This is a genomic window from Halorubrum orientale, from assembly GCF_059623105.1.
The window spans coordinates 212,462-227,387 of sequence record NZ_JBSPSR010000003.1 but is presented as its reverse complement, the minus strand read 5'-3'; the positions used below and the strand labels follow the sequence as shown (position 1 = coordinate 227,387).

The window sequence follows — 14,926 nt, the reverse complement described above, 5'->3', positions numbered from 1 at the left end:
CGGCGGCACCTGTCATCCAGCGCAACCGCTCGCGGGGTTCGATACGGTATGGGTCGAAGTGGCACAGAGTACCCCTACCCGCGTGCCCCTTCGACGTCCGGCTAATCGTACGCCCGCACACTGTGATAAACGTTCTCTTACTCACGGTCGGTATCAATCGCCTGAATGGCCTCATCAAGCGCGTCTGACGCGCCCGCGGCCGCTTCGACGACAGCGCCGAGTTCGGCTGCAGTCCCGATGAGCAGTCCTCGAGAGCCGCTCCGACTCGCCTGTCTGTCGGGCCGGTCGCTTGCCCCGGCTTCCGGCCCGCCGCGTGCAAACGTGGCACTGGTCGTTTGGGTCGCCGACTTGAGCGCCGCAACTGCAGCCGAGGAAAGTCCTGTCAGCTCGTAGGTGGTGACCGCGGCTGCTGCTGCGATGTCGGTAGTCGCTTCGAGTCGATTGAGGTGGCGACGGGCCTCACGAGGCGTCCGAACGTCGAGCTCACGAACGGTTACCGTGCCGTCTCGATGGGTGGTGGAGGCCGCAAATGTGTCGCCGATACGCGCCGCGTCGAGCGTTTCTGCCACGTCGTGGGTGCGAATCACGTTCGCACCTCGCTCGACAGCCATCGCGGTTGCCGCAAGCGAGACGGGAAGCGCCTCCTCGGTGCTGCGGTCGGCGATCGTTTTGAGGAAGCTCTTGCGGTTGATCGAGACGAGTATCGGCCGGCCGTATCCCGCGAACTCCCGAAGCCGATGGAACGTCTCGCGGTCGTCGGCGTGCGTCTTCGCGGCCGACCAGCCGCCAAACGCCGGGTCTACGATCGTTTTATCAGTGAAGCCGTTCATCGCGAGCGCCTCGTATATCTCGTCGACGTCTTCGATGGCCCCCGGCCGCTCGAGGTCCGGCGGTGAGGCCATCTTCGAGACGGCGGCGTCGTGTTCCTGACAGACGCGGGGCATCTCTGGGTCCGCAAACCCACAGATGTCGTTCACCATGTCGAAGCCGCGCGAGAGCGCCTCGTCTGCGACCTCGTGGTAGCGGGTTTCGATCGACCACACCGCGTCGCCGGCGGTCGACTCGAGTGTCTCGACCGCGGTGTCGAGCCGCGCCAACTCGCCGTCAGCAGAGAGCACATCGAGGTCTTTGTTTGCCGACTCGAGTCCGACGTCGACGATGTCGGCGCCCTCTCCGATGAGCTCCTCGTCGACGTACGCCGCCGCCTCTCCCGGGTCGTCGTACACGGAGGGGTCGTACGGCGACTCCGAGGAGACGTTCAATACGCCCATAATTCGCGGCGGGTGATCGGGGCCGATCCCGAGGCCCGCGGCCTCCACGTTACGCATACCTCACCCACGGGCGCGATGGTTAAAGCCGGTCCGGAACCGACCGTCTCTGCGGCCGGAGGGACGCGCTTTTATCTGGTCCACTCGAACGCGCGTTCATGGCGAAAGTGAGCATCGGCCTCCGCGGTTGGCGATTCGACGAGGCGGATATCGTCTCCGAGGACGGCGTGTTGAAACCCTTAGATGAGATCCCCGAGGAGCCACGAGAGCGCCTGGTTCGGCTCGTTGGACTCGTCGACAAGCCGTGTGACGTCTGTTATCTCGAGCACGGCGAGGAGGCGGTACACCGCTGTGCTGAAGCCGAGATCGTCTACGGCGAGCCGGGTGGGGAGGTGCTGTTATGTGACGCTCACGAGCCAGACTTCGTCTACTGGTATCGCGAGGCCGGTGGAGCCGACTACGCCGGCGAACAGGCGTTCGGCGACCGCTTCCACGAGTGGATCGCCGCGGGCAACGAGGCCCCGGACGGGTACGAATCCGTCGAGCACGTCGAAGCGGACCCCGAGGGGCTCCCAGAGCTTCCCGATCAGCTCGAAGTGCACCGGCGAATGGAAGAGAACTTCGAGGGACGACGGATCGACATCCGCGCGCTCGCCGGCGACGAACCGACCGAGACCGAACTCGCCGACTCACTCGACGAGGAAACGCTCGCCGAGTCGGACGTCGACCTCTCGACGGAATATCCAACGGACCGATGATAGAGGAGGAGCCGGCCCCGTCGGCCGACGACCGGTCCGTCCGAACGACTCCCACGGTCGTTGTCGTCGACGCGAAGACCCCAGGGAACATCGGCACCATCGCCCGGGCGATGAAGAACTTCGGCCTCGACGACCTGAAGCTCGTTGACCCGCCGGATCTGGACGAAGACGGCGAGGCGTACGGGTTCGCGGGTCACGCACGCGAGGACGTCCTCCCGAACGCCGAGGAGGTCTCGTTCGACTGGGTCGTCGAGCACTACCACACGGTCGGTACCACCGCCATCACCGGGGAGGACGACCGCAGCCACGAGCGATTCCCGTTCAAGACGCCGGCCGAACTCCGCGAGTCGCTCCGCAGGGTCGATGCGCCCACCGCGCTGGTGTTCGGCCGTGAGGGGCGCGGACTCAACAACGACGAGCTGTCGCGGCTCGATGAGGTGTGTTCGATCCCTGCGTCCGCCGACTACCCGGTGCTCAATCTCGGTCAGGCGGCGACGGTGCTGTTGTACGAGCTCCGTGAGCTCACCGTCGGAGAGACACAGCTTCCAGACACTGAGGTCACCCGCGCGCCTGAGGCAGACGTCGAGCGGTTCCACGACCACTTCGGTAACTTCCTCGTCGCGACCGGCCAACGCGAGCATCGTCGCGAGAAGAACGCGCTGTTGATGCGTCGTCTCCTCGGTCGCGCTCATCCGACGGCTCGTGAGATCCACTCGCTTTTGGGGACCCTCAGGAAGGCGACGACCAAGCTCGAGCACACGGAGTACCTCGCTGCGAAGTACGACGAACCGCCGTACCCACGGGAATGAACCGGGACGATACCGGCCCCATCGACGCGGACCTCCTCGCCGGCGTACGTGACGTCTCTCCACTTATGCTCGGGATCGTTCCGTTCGCGCTCGTCGCCGGCATCGCCGCCGTCGACGCCGGATTCTCGCTCGCCGAGGCGCTTGGTCTCTCGGTGATCGTATTTGCCGGTGCCTCACAGCTCGCCGCGCTCGACTTGCTCGGTGCGGACGCGCCACTCGCGGTCGTCATCGGGACCGCCGTCGTGATCAACCTCCGGATGGTGATGTACTCGGCATCGATCGCTCCGTACTTCTCGCGGTACGGCACCCGACTGCGGGCTGGGCTCGCGTACCTCCTCACCGACCAGGCGTACGCGTTGTCCGTCGCCGAGTTCGAGCGGTCACCCGACCGGGTTCGCTGGCGCTACTACCTCGGTGCCGCGGCGTCGCTGTGGATCGTCTGGCAGGTCGGCACGGTCGTCGGCGTCGCCGTCGGTGCCGGTGTCCCAGACGCGTTAGGGCTCACGTTCGCGGTGCCGCTCGTCTTTCTCGCGCTGCTCGTGCCGGCGATGAAAAATCGGCCGACGACCGCCGCGGGCCTCGTCGGCGGCACGGTTGCAGTCGCGGCCGCCGGACTCCCGCTCAATCTCGGCCTGCTGGCCGGAGCCGTCTGTGGGATCGGTGCCGGACTGCTCGTCGAGGAGGGGTCTTCGTGAGCGACCCCACTGGAGGGCTCCTCGGAAGCCTCGGTGGCGGCTCGGCCCGCGTCTGGATTGCGATCGTTGCTATCGGGCTCGCAACGTTCGGATTCCGGCTCTCGTTTATTTACCTCTTCGGGCGGATAGACGACGTCCCGCCGCGGATTCGTCGCCCACTCACATACGTCCCACCTGCTGTCCTCGCAGCGCTGGTCGTTCCGGACCTAGTCACCGTCGACTCGACGGTGACCGCGACGCTCATCGACGAGCGACTGATCGCCGGCGTCACCGCCGGGGTCGTCGCATGGAAGACTGAGAACGTGTTCGCGACGATTGCCGTCGGGATGGGCGTCCTCTGGGTCCTCCGGTTCGTCGTACTCTGACTGAGCGGATATCAGCCTCGTTTTGCGGTGTCAGTACGTCGCGTCGCACGTGCAGCGATGAAGACGGTGACCCCGACGATGCCAGCGACGGCAACTGCGTGCTGGATAGTGAGGTATCCACGAGCCTGTGGAACTGTATACGTCACCGCGGCACCGCCGATGAGGGTGTAGCCGACCGCGCTCGCACCGAACAGTAGCGGTCGAAGTGATGCGTAACTCCAGAGTCGGCTCCAGCTCAGGAGACCGACGACCGCGCCGACGGCGACGCCGGCAGGTAGTGCGACGAGAACCGAGAACGCAATGTGTGGCGTCAGCGCTGCTGCGAGCCCAGCTGTCACGACGAGGAACGCGGCCACGCCGGTGCCGACCGAGACGAGTGCCCGGGTGCCCGCGTGAGACACCACAGTCGATCAGTACGCCGGTCGCTGTGCCTGGACGACGGACGCGAACTGCTGGTGCTCGTCGGCGAGCAGCTCGGTGAGGTCGTCGGCCGTCACGATCCCTACGAGTGTATCACCCTCACAGACCGGCAGCCGACGCACGCCGTGATCAGCCATCAGTTCTGCCGCCTCGTAAAAGCCGACGCCAGCCTCAACTGTCGCGAGGTCATCCGTCATCACGTCCTCGGCGGTTCGCTCGCCCGGGTGCTCCCCGTCGGCGAGGACGCGGATAGCCAGGTCGCGGTCGGTCACGATCCCGACGGGGGTCTCCCCATCGACGATTACGACGCTCCCCACGGCTTCCTCCTCCATGAGAGACGCGAGCGCGGGAACGAGCGTGTCTGGTGTGGCGGTTACGACGTCGTCACGGGCGAGGTCTTCGATTGGCATCATGTATCACCACATATATGTTTGATGTACATCACAAAGAACGTACTACTCGTTTTCGCTGTGCGGGAAGTCTACCGGGTGCAGACCGGATGCTGGTTGGGAACCATCGGGAAAATCGGTATCGTGAGTCAGCGCTGACTCTTGCTCAGTCGTCGGCGGGTGCCGCCGAGTCGCCGGCGGAGACGCCCGTTCCGGGCCCGATGTCGATGCCGAGTTCGGCGAGCTTCTCGTCGGGAACGACGCCGTCAACCCAGCCGCGGCACTCGTAGTACTCCGTTTTCATCAGATCGAGTTCGGCAAGTTCGCCTTCGCTCGCCCCGGAGCCTGGAATCGCGTCCGGGTGCCCTTTCACGAAGCGTCCCGGAAGCGTGTCGTCTTCGCCGTCGAAGCCGGCGAGGTTGTTGAAGTACCGCTCGAGCGTGTAGATGCGTTCGCCAGCCTCGAAGAGGTCTTCTTCGGTCACCTCGTGGCCGGTCATCCCGCTGTACTGGAGCACGTACTCTTCTATTCCCTCGGCGAAGGCGCTGAACTTACAGATATCAAAGGAGTCGGAGATCGCGTGCAGGTCCTGGAACGTGGCGGTGAGCTCACCTTTGCCCTCCCACTCGTACGGATCGACCTTCTCGGGAATCCCAAGGATCTCCGCGGCCGGAGTGTACCCTCGGAGGTGACACGCCCCGCGGTTTGACGTCGCGAAGGCGATTGCCATCCCCTTCATACAGCGCGGGTCGTACGCCGCGATGCTCTGGCCTTTGACCGAGAGCTTGTTGTCGTGTGCGTCTTTCCGCTCGGCGACACGCTCTGGGCCTTCCGCTAAGAGGTCTGCCAGCTCCGTCGACCGCTCGCCAATCTCGTCGATGAGGTCGACCATCCGCGAGGCGTCGCCCCAGTCGACCCCGACGTCGAGTTTGCCCTGCTCTGTCATCTCCATCGCCATCGCGATGGTGTTCCCCACCTCGATGGTGTCGACCCCGACGTCGTTACATCGCTCTAACATCAGCGCGATCTCGTCGCGCTCCGTGTGGCCGGCGTTCGGGCCGAGCGCCCACGCGGACTCGTACTCGTACGACTCCGTCCGGACGTTCATGTCCTGGCCTTTGTGATGCAGCTGGACCTCTACCTCCTTCTTACACGCGACCGGACAGGAGTGACACGTTGGCTCGTCGACGAGGATGTTCTCGCGAACGTTCTCACCCGAGACGCGCTCGGCGTCGATGTCGGCCGCTTCCGTGCCGCTGTACGCCTCTGTCGAGGTGTACTGGGCGTTCTTCGTCGGGAGGCCGTCCATTTCTTCGGTGGCGTTCATCAGGACGTTGGTGCCGTACATCGAGAGGCCGCCCTCGTTGGGGGCCGTCACGTCGGACTCACGGATAACCTCCATCGCCTGCTGATACCCCGTCTGGAACGTCTCCGGGTCGGCGGGCCGCGGCATGTCGGTGCCGCTTTTCACGACGACCGCCTTCACGTTCTTTGCACCCATCACCGCGCCGGTACCACCACGGCCCGAGGCGCGGTCGTCCTCGTTGAGCACGCAGGCGTACCGAACGCCGTTCTCGCCGGCCTGGCCGATCGTCATCACGGAGACGTTCCGACCAACCGTTCCGTCGACCTCTTCGCCGAGGGTGTCGATCGTGTCGTGGACGCCCATGCCCCACACGTGCTCGGCGTCGCGAACCTCGACGTCGCCGTCTTCGACGACGAGGTACACCGGCGACTCGCTCGCGCCGTCCAAGAGGATGCCGTCGAGACCGGCCCACTTGAGCCGTGCGCCCGACCAGCCGCCGTGGTGTGAGTCGGTGACGGTGCCCGTGAGCGGTGACTTCGTCACGAGCGCAATCCGGCCGCTCATCACCGTCTGTGTCCCGGTGAGTGGACCGGTCATGAACGCCAGCCGATTATCCGGCCCCATCGGGTCGACGTCCGGTCCGGCATCGAAGACGTACTTTACGCCGAGTCCGCGTCCGCCGATGTACTGTTTCGCGTCGTCGTCGTCGATGCCGCGATACGCGACGTCGCCCTCGGTGAGGTCGACCTGTGCTACTCGGTCCCTAAAGCCGCCCATTTCAGTCATGTAATGCTCTATCATTATATACGGCCCAAATCGTGTTAGTTCTTGACGTCGCAACGTAACTATATTCAATTACACCACGGACCGGTCTGACGGAGACACGAACACTCACCACTGCCCGGTACCTAGCGCGGACGATGCCCAACGAGCAGGGGTCGTCAGAACCCCGCGACCGTGCCGACACGGCTACTCACGGTGCGTCTCGCGAGGACGCCGGGGCCAGCGGTGACGTGGCGCTAAGCGATGTCGACCCAGGTGAGCGCGCTCGGTCCGACGACACCCGTCCGGGCGCTGTAACGTGGGTTCGACGGTGGAGACTCGTGTATGCGATTACTGTCCTCATCCTCGGAGCATCGATCGTCCCCGTCCCGGCCATTGGTGTCGCCCAGTCGGAACCCGCGAGCGCGAGCACACTCAGCCCGACGCTCGTCTTCCACCTGAGTGGGTACGCAGCACTCGCCGTGAGCCTCGCACGGGTTCAACTGGTCGAACAACGGCACGTTCTCGCCGCCGCGATCACAATCGGCGCCACCGTCGGCTTTGGGTTCGGTATCGAACTCCTCCAGACGCTCGTTCCCTGGCGCCGCTTCGCCTGGATCGACTCGGCAGCAAACGCGACCGGGGCTTGTGTGGGCGTCATCGTCCACGCCGTGATCCGTGCCAGACTCCACGCTTCGCGGTGAGCAGGCGGGCTGTATGACCGTCGCGTCGACACGGATTTACGCGCAGGCTCGTAGACGTGTGGTATGAGTAATCCGAGCCCGAAGCCAGCAGAACGCGGGCAAGGCATGGACGCACACAACGCAGTGATGCGCGACATCCGTGCCGAGCGGTCAGAGACGTACGATCCGACACAGCCCACGAGGGTGTGGATCGACGAGGACAACACCCCAGGCGGTGTCGTCGACTCGCTCACAATCATCTTGAACACCGGTGGCTGTCGCTGGGCTCGCGCCGGCGGCTGTACGATGTGTGGGTACGTCGCCGAATCCGTCGAGGGAGGAAGCGTGAGCCACGATGCGCTCATGACGCAGATCGACGCCTGTCTGGACCATGAGCGCGAACACGCCGACGAGCCGGCTCCGCTGGTGAAGATCTACACGTCTGGGTCCTTTCTCGACGAGCGGGAGGTACCCGGCGAGACGCGCCGGGCCATCGCTGAGACGTTCGCCGATCGCGACCGAATCGTCGTCGAGTCGCTCCCGGACTTCGTCAACCGCGAGAAGATCGCTGACTTCGCCGAACACGGGATCGCGACCGACGTCGCCGTCGGCTTGGAGACTGCGACCGATCGCGTGCGCCGCGACTGCGTGAACAAGTACTTCGCGTTCACGGACTTCGAAGACGCCTGTGCCGAGGCGGCAGCAGCAGACGATGCCTTCGACGCCGACGTGGGCGTGAAAGCCTACCTGCTTTTGAAACCGCCGTTCCTCGCGGAGCCGGAGGCCGCCGCGGACATGGTCGATTCTATCCAGCGGTGTGCCGCCGTTGACGGCTGTCACACCGTTTCGATGAACCCGTGTAACGTCCAGCGGTACACGATGGTCGACGAGCTCTTTTTCGAGGGTGGGTACCGTCCGCCATGGCTCTGGTCGGTCGCACACGTGCTCAAAGAGACGGCCGACGTTGACGCCATCGTCGTCTCTGATCCCGTCGGCCACGGCTCCGACCGCGGCGCACACAACTGCGGTGAGTGTGACGACCGCGTCCAGACGGCGATCAAAGACTTCGACCGCCGGCAGGACCCGACCGTCTTCGAGCAGGTCTCGTGTGCGTGTGAGTCGACGTGGGAGCTCGTCATGGCAGAAGAGACGAGCTACAACATGCCGCTCGCGCGCTGACGCGAGGATTCAAATCCCGGCACGGCGTACCCCCCGTGTGCATCGAACCGCCGAGGCGCAGACCGACGGAACCGAGGTGGCCCGCGCCCGCCCCTGAGGTCGTCGGTATCGACATTAGCGGCCGGCACGAAGAAGACGGTGCGTACCGGATGGTCGCGGCTGCCGTCCACACAACTATCGACTCGGCGCGGATCCGGTCGGTCCACGGGATAGGCTTTACGACGGCGAGCGGGGAGCCGACGCTCGAAGCGACTGTTCAGCTCGCAGCGGCGGCGGTAGCAGACCTCCCGACGCCCCCGGAGTGCCCGGTCGTCGCCGAGCGCGGCGAGTTCTACGAGGAGCCAGCGACGCGAGTCGCGGTGAACTTCCCGACTGAGTTTAAATACGTCGAGAGCATAAGTGAACGCGAAACAGTGCAGGCTGCACACCACGCCGCGTACGCCGCCAGGGGGCTGTTGCTGTGAGCGACCGGTCGACCGGGACCGACCGGCACGCGACGAATATCGACCACTCTGAACACACCCGCGACGACCGGTCTACCGATCAGGGTCGACGGCAGGCCGACCCAAACGGTCGGCGTGCGATCGTCGCCAAACGGGTCGATGCGGGCGACGCCGACCTCACCGAGATACGCCGCCTCGCGGCCGCCGCGGGGTACGATGTCGTCGGCGAGCTGACGCAGACGCGGACTGAAGACGCCGCATTCATGTTCGGTGAGGGAAAGGTCGAGACGCTTCGGGACCGCGTCCTCGCCGCCGACGCTGACTGCGTCGTGGTCGACAACGACCTCGGGCCGTACCAGACGTTCAACATCGGAAGCGTGTTGCCCGAGGGTGTCGCGGTGATCGACCGCTTCACGCTCATCCTCGAGATCTTCGGCCAGCGTGCGAACACCCGAAAGGCACAACTCCAGGTCGAACTCGCCGGGCTTCGGTACGAACTTCCGCGCGCAGAGGCGAAAGCAAGCCTCGCGAAGCGTGACGAGCGCCCCGGATTCATGGGGCTCGGTGAGTACGACGAGAGCGTCGAGCGGGATATCAAACGACAGATATCCGATATCCGCGACGAGCTGTCGTCGATCGCGAAGAAAGAACAGGCTCGCCGCGAACAACGCCGTGACTCCGGTTTCGACCTCGTCGCGCTCGCTGGCTACACAAACGCTGGAAAGTCGACGTTGATGCGGCGGCTGGCCGCTGAACTTGACGTCGACGAGAACGAAGACCGGCACCCGGATCTCGACCGAACGGCCGAGTCACAGGACATGCTCTTCACCACGCTCGGCACGACGACCCGCCGAGCGGCGATGGACAAACGAGACGTGCTGCTGACCGACACCGTCGGGTTCATCGCCGACCTTCCACACTGGCTCGTCGAGTCGTTCGAGTCGACGCTCGACTCCGTCTACCGGGCCGACCTCGTCCTCCTCGTCGTCGATGCCAGCGAATCGGTCGAGACCATGCGCCAGAAGCTTGTCACGAGCCACGACACGCTCTACGAGCGCGCCGAGGCGCCGGTCGTAACCGTGTTCAACAAGATCGACCGTCTCGCGCCGGGCGAGCTCGCAGACAAGCAGGCGGCGCTTTCCGGACTTGCTCCGAACCCGGTCGCCGTCTCAGCACAGACTGGTGCTGGCGTCGCCGAGCTCCGTGACCGAGTGGACGCTGAACTCCCTGACTGGGAGCGCGAACGGCTGTTGCTCCCGGTGTCCGACGAGGCGATGAGTCTCGTCTCGTGGGTGTACGACCACGCGCACGTCGACGAGGAATCGTACGCAGACGACCACGTGGCCGTCAGCTTCGAGGCCCGTCCGTCGGTTATCGCGAAGGCGCGGGCGAAGGCAGCCGATGTAACCCCGGCTCAGTGACGACCGTGCGATACCGGCGGCTCGGCGGTTTTACCCTCACCGCCCGCCGCAGCGTGGTACACGCCGGCACCGGTTTCTGCATCGAAGAGATGGAGCCGTTCCGGGTCGGGACGAACACGCACCGACGCACCGGATTCGAGGGTCGTTCGCGGTGGTGCTTCTAGTTTGAACGACGCATCACCCGCCGAGCAGTGAACGAGGAGGCTATCGCCGAGTGGTTCGGTGACGTCGACGGTCGCGTCGATCGAACCTGCCCCGAGGTCCGGGCGCGTAGATTCGAGATAGAGATCTTCGGGCCGGACACCGAGGAAGATGGTCGACGTATCCTCGGGCGGGACCGTGTGATCGGGTACGTCGGCACGGTCGTTGGCCGCACTAGGCCCGTTCGAGTCGGCTGTGATCGTCGGAAGCGGTACCTCGACTGCCTCACGGACTGCGACCCCGTCTACAAGTTCGACGTCTATCATGTTCATCGCTGGGTCACCGATGAACTCTGCGACGAACCGGTTTGCCGGGAAATCGTACAGTGTCTGTGGGGCGTCGACTTGCATCACTCGCCCGTCGTTCATCACAACGACGCGCTCACCGAGCGTCATCGCCTCCGTCTGGTCGTGTGTGACGTACACCGTCGTCGTACCGAGTTCAGCGTGGAGACGAGTGAGCTCCGCGCGCATCTGAATGCGGAGTTTTGCGTCGAGATTCGAGAGTGGCTCGTCCATGAGGAAGGCGTCTGGATCGCGAACGATCGCCCGTCCGAGTGCGATTCGCTGGCGCTCACCGCCCGACATCGCCTGCGGCCTTCGGTCGAGCAGATCGGCGATATCGAGCGTATCTGCGGCTGCTCTTACCCGCCGATCGATCTCCGCATCAGAGAACTCGCCTGAGGTGTTCATCCCGAACGTGATGTTCCGTTGGCCAGTCATGTGCGGGTACAACGCGTAGTTCTGAAACACCATCGCGACGTTCCGATCCTGTGGCTCGGTCGCGGTGATGTCGTGACCACCCATGCGTATCTCGCCGCCGGTCGCGCGTTCGAGACCGGCGAGCAGCCGCAGCGTGGTGCTCTTTCCGCAGCCGCTTGGGCCGACGACGACGAGGAACTCGCCGTCGCCGATCCGGAGATCGATACCATCGACGGCGACCACGTCGCCGAACGACTTCGAGAGGTTCTGGAGCGTTAGTGTCGTCATTTTTGTTGGATGCTGAAGGTCTTCAAGAGCGGGTCACGGAAGTAGATCATGAGCGCGAGTGGCGGAAGCAGCGTCAGTACCGACCCCGCCATCACCAGTGACCACGAGAGCTGTCCGCCTTGCACGTCGCCTTGTAACAGCTGGAGTCCGACCTGTGCGACTTGGTTGGCCTCCGAGTCGATGATCACGAGCGGCCAGAGGTACTGGTTCCACGCGTACACGAACATGATAATCGAGACGCCGACGAGGACTCCCCGTGACATCGGGATCAACACCGACCACATGAACCGGACCGGTCCGACGCCGTCGAGCTTGGCCGTCTCGACGATCGACGTCGGAATCGAGAGGAAGTGCTGACGGAGGATGAACACCGTTGTCGCGCTTGCGAGATACGGGACGGTAATCGCGAGCAGGCTATTGCCCCAGCCGAGGTCGTTTATCAGTTGAAACAACGGGATGAACCGGACTGGCACCGGCAACAACAGCGTAAAGAGAACGAATACAAAGACGAGATCTTTGTACGGCACCCGATAGTAGACGATCGCCATCGCAGCGAGAACCGAAATGACGAGCTTCCCCACGACGACGACAACGGACATCACGAACGAGTTCCACATGAACCGGGCGAAGCCGTAGTTGACGAGTGCCTCGCGATAGGTATCGATCGCGTGGGTTCCGGGGATCAGGTCGGGCAGACTGGTGACGATCCCCTGTTGTTTGGTGCTCACCGTGAGCGCAACGAGAATCGGGAACACGATGAGCAGCGTGAGAACCCAGAGCTGGGCGTGAACAGCCACCCCATCGGTGCCGATTCGGTCCGCCATGTCACGCGGCCGCGTGGCCGAACCGTCGCCGCGTCTATCGTCGATCCATCGTCTCGCGTACTGGCGTATTTCACGCATCTTAGCCACCGTAGTAGGAGTATTTGTCCGTCAGCCGAAACTGAACGAGCATCAAGAGCCCGACGACGACGAACAGCACGACCGATTTGCTCGAGGCGACACCAAAATTAAAGAACGAGAAGCCCTCGCGGTACAGATCGAAGATGAGGATGTTCGTCGCGTTTGCCGGGCCGCCGCTCGTCAGCAGATCCACGTACGCGAACGTGCTGAAGAACGCGTAGATCGTATTGATGATCACGAGGAAAAACAGCGTCGGCGTCATCATCGGGACGTACACCGAGACGAGTCGTCGTAGCCGGCTCACCCCGTCGAGCCGTGCTGTCTCGGTGAGCGTGTCGGGAATCGTGTTCATCGCGGCGATCATGAAGATCACGTTGTAGCCGATCTGCTTCCATATTGCAGTGAGCGTCACGACGGCAAACGCCTGTAGACCGTCATTGAACCAGTTGAGGTCGATACCGAGTGCCTCTATCGGCCCCGTGAGCACACCGAGTGTCGGATGAAAGATGAACAAGAAGACGAGCGCGGCGACCGCCGGCGGGAGTGCGTAGGGCCAGATGACGGCTATCAGGTACGCGCCCTGTCGGACGTCGACCTCGTGGATGAGGAACGTCAGGTACAGCGACACGACGATGACGCCGACGACGACGAGCGCCGCAAAGAGGACCGATATGCCGACGCTCCGGTGATACGCTGGGTCGGTCAACAGCGTCTGGTAGTGCTCGAGTCCGACGAACTCCGGGGCCTGCCCAAAGCCGGCATCGAAGAGGCTCGTTCGGAACGCCATAACCGTCGGGTAGTAGAGGAAGACGACCGAGACGAGCACCGTCGGTGCGAGTAACACCGCGGCTTCGAGTCGACCGTGGAATAGCTCACGCGAAGCCATGCGTACGTTCGAGACTCACTCGTAGTACTCGGTGAGCACCGACTCGATCTCGGCTTTCATCGCGTCGATCTCACTCGCCGGATCGGCGGCATTGACGATGTCGACCGACTTGTCTTGGATCACCGTCTGGACGTTTCGGGCGGGTCCGAGCAATGCCCGCTTCGTCGCCGGGTTGCTCGCGTCGCCCTGCTGGAGCTGTTCGAGTGCCACGTTGTACATTGGGTTCTCCTCGAACCACCCTTCTTGACGCAGTGAGTCGACCGACGGTTGTGTGATCGGATAGTATCCCGATCCCTTGTGCCACGTTTTTTGCACCGATGGGTCCGACATATACTGGAGCAGCTGGCCGATCTCCTCGTACCGTGCGTCTGGAAGCCCGTCTGGAACGTAAAACGACGCCCCGCCGATAACCGGCCCGACACGCGTGTCCGAGATCGTGGGATACGGTGCTGCGTCGACGGTGAACTCCTCCGAGTCGGCGATCAGGCCGGCGACAGACGCCGTACTCGTCAACAACATCGCGGTCTCCTGTTCGATGAACAGCGACGTCGCCTCACCCCAGGCCTCGATTCCTGGGTTCGTGTAGAGCCCGTCGTCTGCCATCCCCTTCCACCAGTCGTAGAGATCGTAGATCGGGTCGGGCGCGTAGAACGTCGATGGGTCGCCCGTGTGCCCGTTTTTCGCGTCGGTCATGAGCTCGCCTTCGAAGCCGTACCACGTCTCCACGAACCAGACGTGGTTCGGCCACGAGATGCCGTACTGGGTGGCGCCCTCGTCGACGAGCGTCTGGGAGGCCGCGCGCACCTCGGCGAGCGTGCTCGGCGGATCGTCCGGGTCGAGTCCGGCCGTCTCGAACGCATCACGGTTGATGTACATGATCGCGTTCGAGTTGTTGAACGGCAGCGATGCGAGTTCGCCGTCGGTCGTGAAGAACTCGGCGACGTTGTCGAGTAAGATGCTCGTGTCGAAGTCGTCTGGGAGAATCTCCGCGACAGGCCGCACTCGCCCGGTGTCGAACACTTGTTGGGCGAAGAGGCTGTCGACCTGGAACATATCTGCGACGTTCCCCGAGTCGAACGCTGCGAGGGTGTTCGTGAGGACGTTCTCGTAGGAGTCTTGAAACTCCATGTTCGCCGCCATGCCGGTCTCCTCCTCAAAGCCGGCCGCGATCTGGTCGAGCGTCTCGCCGTTGGTTCCGCCCATTGCGTGCCAGGCAGTGAGCTCGTCGGCGATCGGCGTGAACGCGGCGCTTCCACCGCTGCCACCGGTACAGCCCGCAAGTCCGGTCATCCCAGCGAGTGCAGCACCCGTCGTCGCGAGTGTCTGCCGGCGCGTGAGTCCCCCGTCTGCGTCCGCGTGTTGAGGCATGTACCCTGCCGTTTCAATAGCCGGGTAAAAACCGCTGCTAAGAGGAGTACGGCCGACACACAGTGGTACGAGCGGCTCCGTA

General features: G+C 63.9%; 16 protein-coding genes. 8 read left to right on the top strand and 8 right to left on the bottom strand.

Annotation, left to right across the window (positions count from 1 at the left end; genetic code table 11):
* Positions 1-137: 137 nt before the first annotated feature.
* The gene (locus tag ACWUI7_RS03990; RefSeq protein WP_496640904.1) at positions 138-1,328 is read right to left on the bottom strand and encodes a dihydropteroate synthase; all 1,191 of its coding nucleotides are present in this window, start codon (positions 1,326-1,328) and stop codon (positions 138-140) included.
* 98 nt (positions 1,329-1,426) lie between these two features.
* Between ACWUI7_RS03990 and ACWUI7_RS03985 the strand changes: the two genes are divergently transcribed.
* Genes ACWUI7_RS03985 through ACWUI7_RS03970 form a run of 4 tightly spaced genes read left to right on the top strand, consistent with a single transcriptional unit; the run spans position 1,427 to position 3,895 of the window.
* Complete coding sequence (locus tag ACWUI7_RS03985) at positions 1,427-2,026, top strand: DUF8114 family protein (protein ID WP_496640903.1); 600 nt, start codon at positions 1,427-1,429, stop codon at positions 2,024-2,026.
* Positions 2,023-2,835, top strand: a complete 813-nt coding sequence (locus ACWUI7_RS03980; RefSeq protein ID WP_496640902.1) for an RNA methyltransferase — start codon at positions 2,023-2,025, stop codon at positions 2,833-2,835. Before ACWUI7_RS03985 ends, ACWUI7_RS03980 begins: the two co-directional genes overlap by 4 nt.
* Positions 2,832-3,530 (top strand): AzlC family ABC transporter permease, encoded by a 699-nt coding sequence (locus ACWUI7_RS03975; RefSeq protein ID WP_496640901.1) that lies wholly within the window; start codon positions 2,832-2,834, stop codon positions 3,528-3,530. The genes ACWUI7_RS03980 and ACWUI7_RS03975 overlap by 4 nt, the downstream gene beginning before the upstream one ends.
* Entirely contained in the window at positions 3,527-3,895 is a 369-nt protein-coding gene (locus ACWUI7_RS03970) for an AzlD domain-containing protein (protein ID WP_496640900.1), read from the top strand. Before ACWUI7_RS03975 ends, ACWUI7_RS03970 begins: the two co-directional genes overlap by 4 nt.
* Before the next feature lie 11 nt (positions 3,896-3,906).
* Here the strand turns inward: ACWUI7_RS03970 and ACWUI7_RS03965 are convergent, their stop codons facing one another.
* From ACWUI7_RS03965 to ACWUI7_RS03955, 3 genes are all read right to left on the bottom strand, one after another.
* Positions 3,907-4,296: a DUF8147 domain-containing protein gene (locus ACWUI7_RS03965; RefSeq protein WP_496640899.1), complete on the bottom strand. Its 390-nt coding sequence runs from the start codon at positions 4,294-4,296 to the stop codon at positions 3,907-3,909.
* Between the two features lie 9 nt (positions 4,297-4,305).
* Positions 4,306-4,725 (bottom strand): CBS domain-containing protein, encoded by a 420-nt coding sequence (locus ACWUI7_RS03960; RefSeq protein WP_496640898.1) that lies wholly within the window; start codon positions 4,723-4,725, stop codon positions 4,306-4,308.
* A 145-nt stretch (positions 4,726-4,870) separates the two neighbouring features.
* Positions 4,871-6,796 carry an aldehyde ferredoxin oxidoreductase family protein gene (locus ACWUI7_RS03955; protein WP_496640897.1) on the bottom strand — a complete coding sequence of 642 codons (1,926 nt, stop codon included), beginning with the start codon at positions 6,794-6,796 and terminating at the stop codon, positions 4,871-4,873.
* Positions 6,797-6,930: 134 nt separating this feature from the next.
* Here ACWUI7_RS03955 and ACWUI7_RS03950 point away from each other — a divergent pair, with 134 nt between their 5' ends.
* From ACWUI7_RS03950 to hflX, 4 genes are all read left to right on the top strand, one after another.
* Positions 6,931-7,476 (top strand): VanZ family protein, encoded by a 546-nt coding sequence (locus tag ACWUI7_RS03950; RefSeq protein WP_496640895.1) that lies wholly within the window; start codon positions 6,931-6,933, stop codon positions 7,474-7,476.
* Positions 7,477-7,539: 63 nt separating this feature from the next.
* Positions 7,540-8,634, top strand: a complete 1,095-nt coding sequence (locus tag ACWUI7_RS03945; protein ID WP_496640894.1) for an archaeosine biosynthesis radical SAM protein RaSEA — start codon at positions 7,540-7,542, stop codon at positions 8,632-8,634.
* A gap of 107 nt (positions 8,635-8,741) precedes the next feature.
* Positions 8,742-9,098 carry a DUF2209 family protein gene (locus ACWUI7_RS03940; RefSeq protein WP_496641101.1) on the top strand — a complete coding sequence of 119 codons (357 nt, stop codon included), beginning with the start codon at positions 8,742-8,744 and terminating at the stop codon, positions 9,096-9,098.
* A gap of 119 nt (positions 9,099-9,217) precedes the next feature.
* Positions 9,218-10,498, top strand: a complete 1,281-nt coding sequence (gene hflX / locus ACWUI7_RS03935; RefSeq protein WP_496641100.1) for a GTPase HflX — start codon at positions 9,218-9,220, stop codon at positions 10,496-10,498.
* Here the strand turns inward: hflX and ACWUI7_RS03930 are convergent.
* From ACWUI7_RS03930 to ACWUI7_RS03915, 4 genes are read right to left on the bottom strand one after another with little or no spacing between them, the layout of a single operon-like run.
* Positions 10,492-11,688, bottom strand: coding sequence for an ABC transporter ATP-binding protein (locus tag ACWUI7_RS03930; protein WP_496640893.1), 1,197 nt, complete (start codon positions 11,686-11,688; stop codon positions 10,492-10,494). The genes hflX and ACWUI7_RS03930 overlap by 7 nt on opposite strands.
* A complete protein-coding gene (locus ACWUI7_RS03925; protein WP_496640892.1) occupies positions 11,685-12,590 on the bottom strand; it encodes a carbohydrate ABC transporter permease in 906 nt (301 codons plus the stop codon). Before ACWUI7_RS03925 ends, ACWUI7_RS03930 begins: the two co-directional genes overlap by 4 nt.
* Position 12,591: 1 nt before the next feature.
* Positions 12,592-13,476, bottom strand: coding sequence for a carbohydrate ABC transporter permease (locus tag ACWUI7_RS03920; RefSeq protein WP_496640891.1), 885 nt, complete (start codon positions 13,474-13,476; stop codon positions 12,592-12,594).
* Positions 13,477-13,491: 15 nt separating this feature from the next.
* Positions 13,492-14,679, bottom strand: coding sequence for an extracellular solute-binding protein (locus tag ACWUI7_RS03915; RefSeq protein ID WP_496641099.1), 1,188 nt, complete (start codon positions 14,677-14,679; stop codon positions 13,492-13,494).
* Positions 14,680-14,926: the final 247 nt, after the last annotated feature.

What these genes read in the sequence shown, in the direction of transcription:
- ACWUI7_RS03990 (WP_496640904.1), bottom strand. Translation starts at nt 1,328, where the DNA reads ATGCGTAACGTGGAGGCCGCGGGCCTCGGGATCGGCCCCGATCACCCG.
- ACWUI7_RS03985 (WP_496640903.1), top strand. Translation starts at nt 1,427, where the DNA reads ATGGCGAAAGTGAGCATCGGCCTCCGCGGTTGGCGATTCGACGAGGCG.
- ACWUI7_RS03980 (WP_496640902.1), top strand. Translation starts at nt 2,023, where the DNA reads ATGATAGAGGAGGAGCCGGCCCCGTCGGCCGACGACCGGTCCGTCCGA.
- ACWUI7_RS03975 (WP_496640901.1), top strand. Translation starts at nt 2,832, where the DNA reads ATGAACCGGGACGATACCGGCCCCATCGACGCGGACCTCCTCGCCGGC.
- ACWUI7_RS03960 (WP_496640898.1), bottom strand. Translation starts at nt 4,725, where the DNA reads ATGCCAATCGAAGACCTCGCCCGTGACGACGTCGTAACCGCCACACCA.
- ACWUI7_RS03955 (WP_496640897.1), bottom strand. Translation starts at nt 6,796, where the DNA reads ATGACTGAAATGGGCGGCTTTAGGGACCGAGTAGCACAGGTCGACCTC.
- ACWUI7_RS03950 (WP_496640895.1), top strand. Translation starts at nt 6,931, where the DNA reads ATGCCCAACGAGCAGGGGTCGTCAGAACCCCGCGACCGTGCCGACACG.
- ACWUI7_RS03945 (WP_496640894.1), top strand. Translation starts at nt 7,540, where the DNA reads ATGAGTAATCCGAGCCCGAAGCCAGCAGAACGCGGGCAAGGCATGGAC.
- ACWUI7_RS03930 (WP_496640893.1), bottom strand. Translation starts at nt 11,688, where the DNA reads ATGACGACACTAACGCTCCAGAACCTCTCGAAGTCGTTCGGCGACGTG.
- ACWUI7_RS03925 (WP_496640892.1), bottom strand. Translation starts at nt 12,590, where the DNA reads ATGCGTGAAATACGCCAGTACGCGAGACGATGGATCGACGATAGACGC.
- ACWUI7_RS03920 (WP_496640891.1), bottom strand. Translation starts at nt 13,476, where the DNA reads ATGGCTTCGCGTGAGCTATTCCACGGTCGACTCGAAGCCGCGGTGTTA.
- ACWUI7_RS03915 (WP_496641099.1), bottom strand. Translation starts at nt 14,679, where the DNA reads ATGGGCGGAACCAACGGCGAGACGCTCGACCAGATCGCGGCCGGCTTT.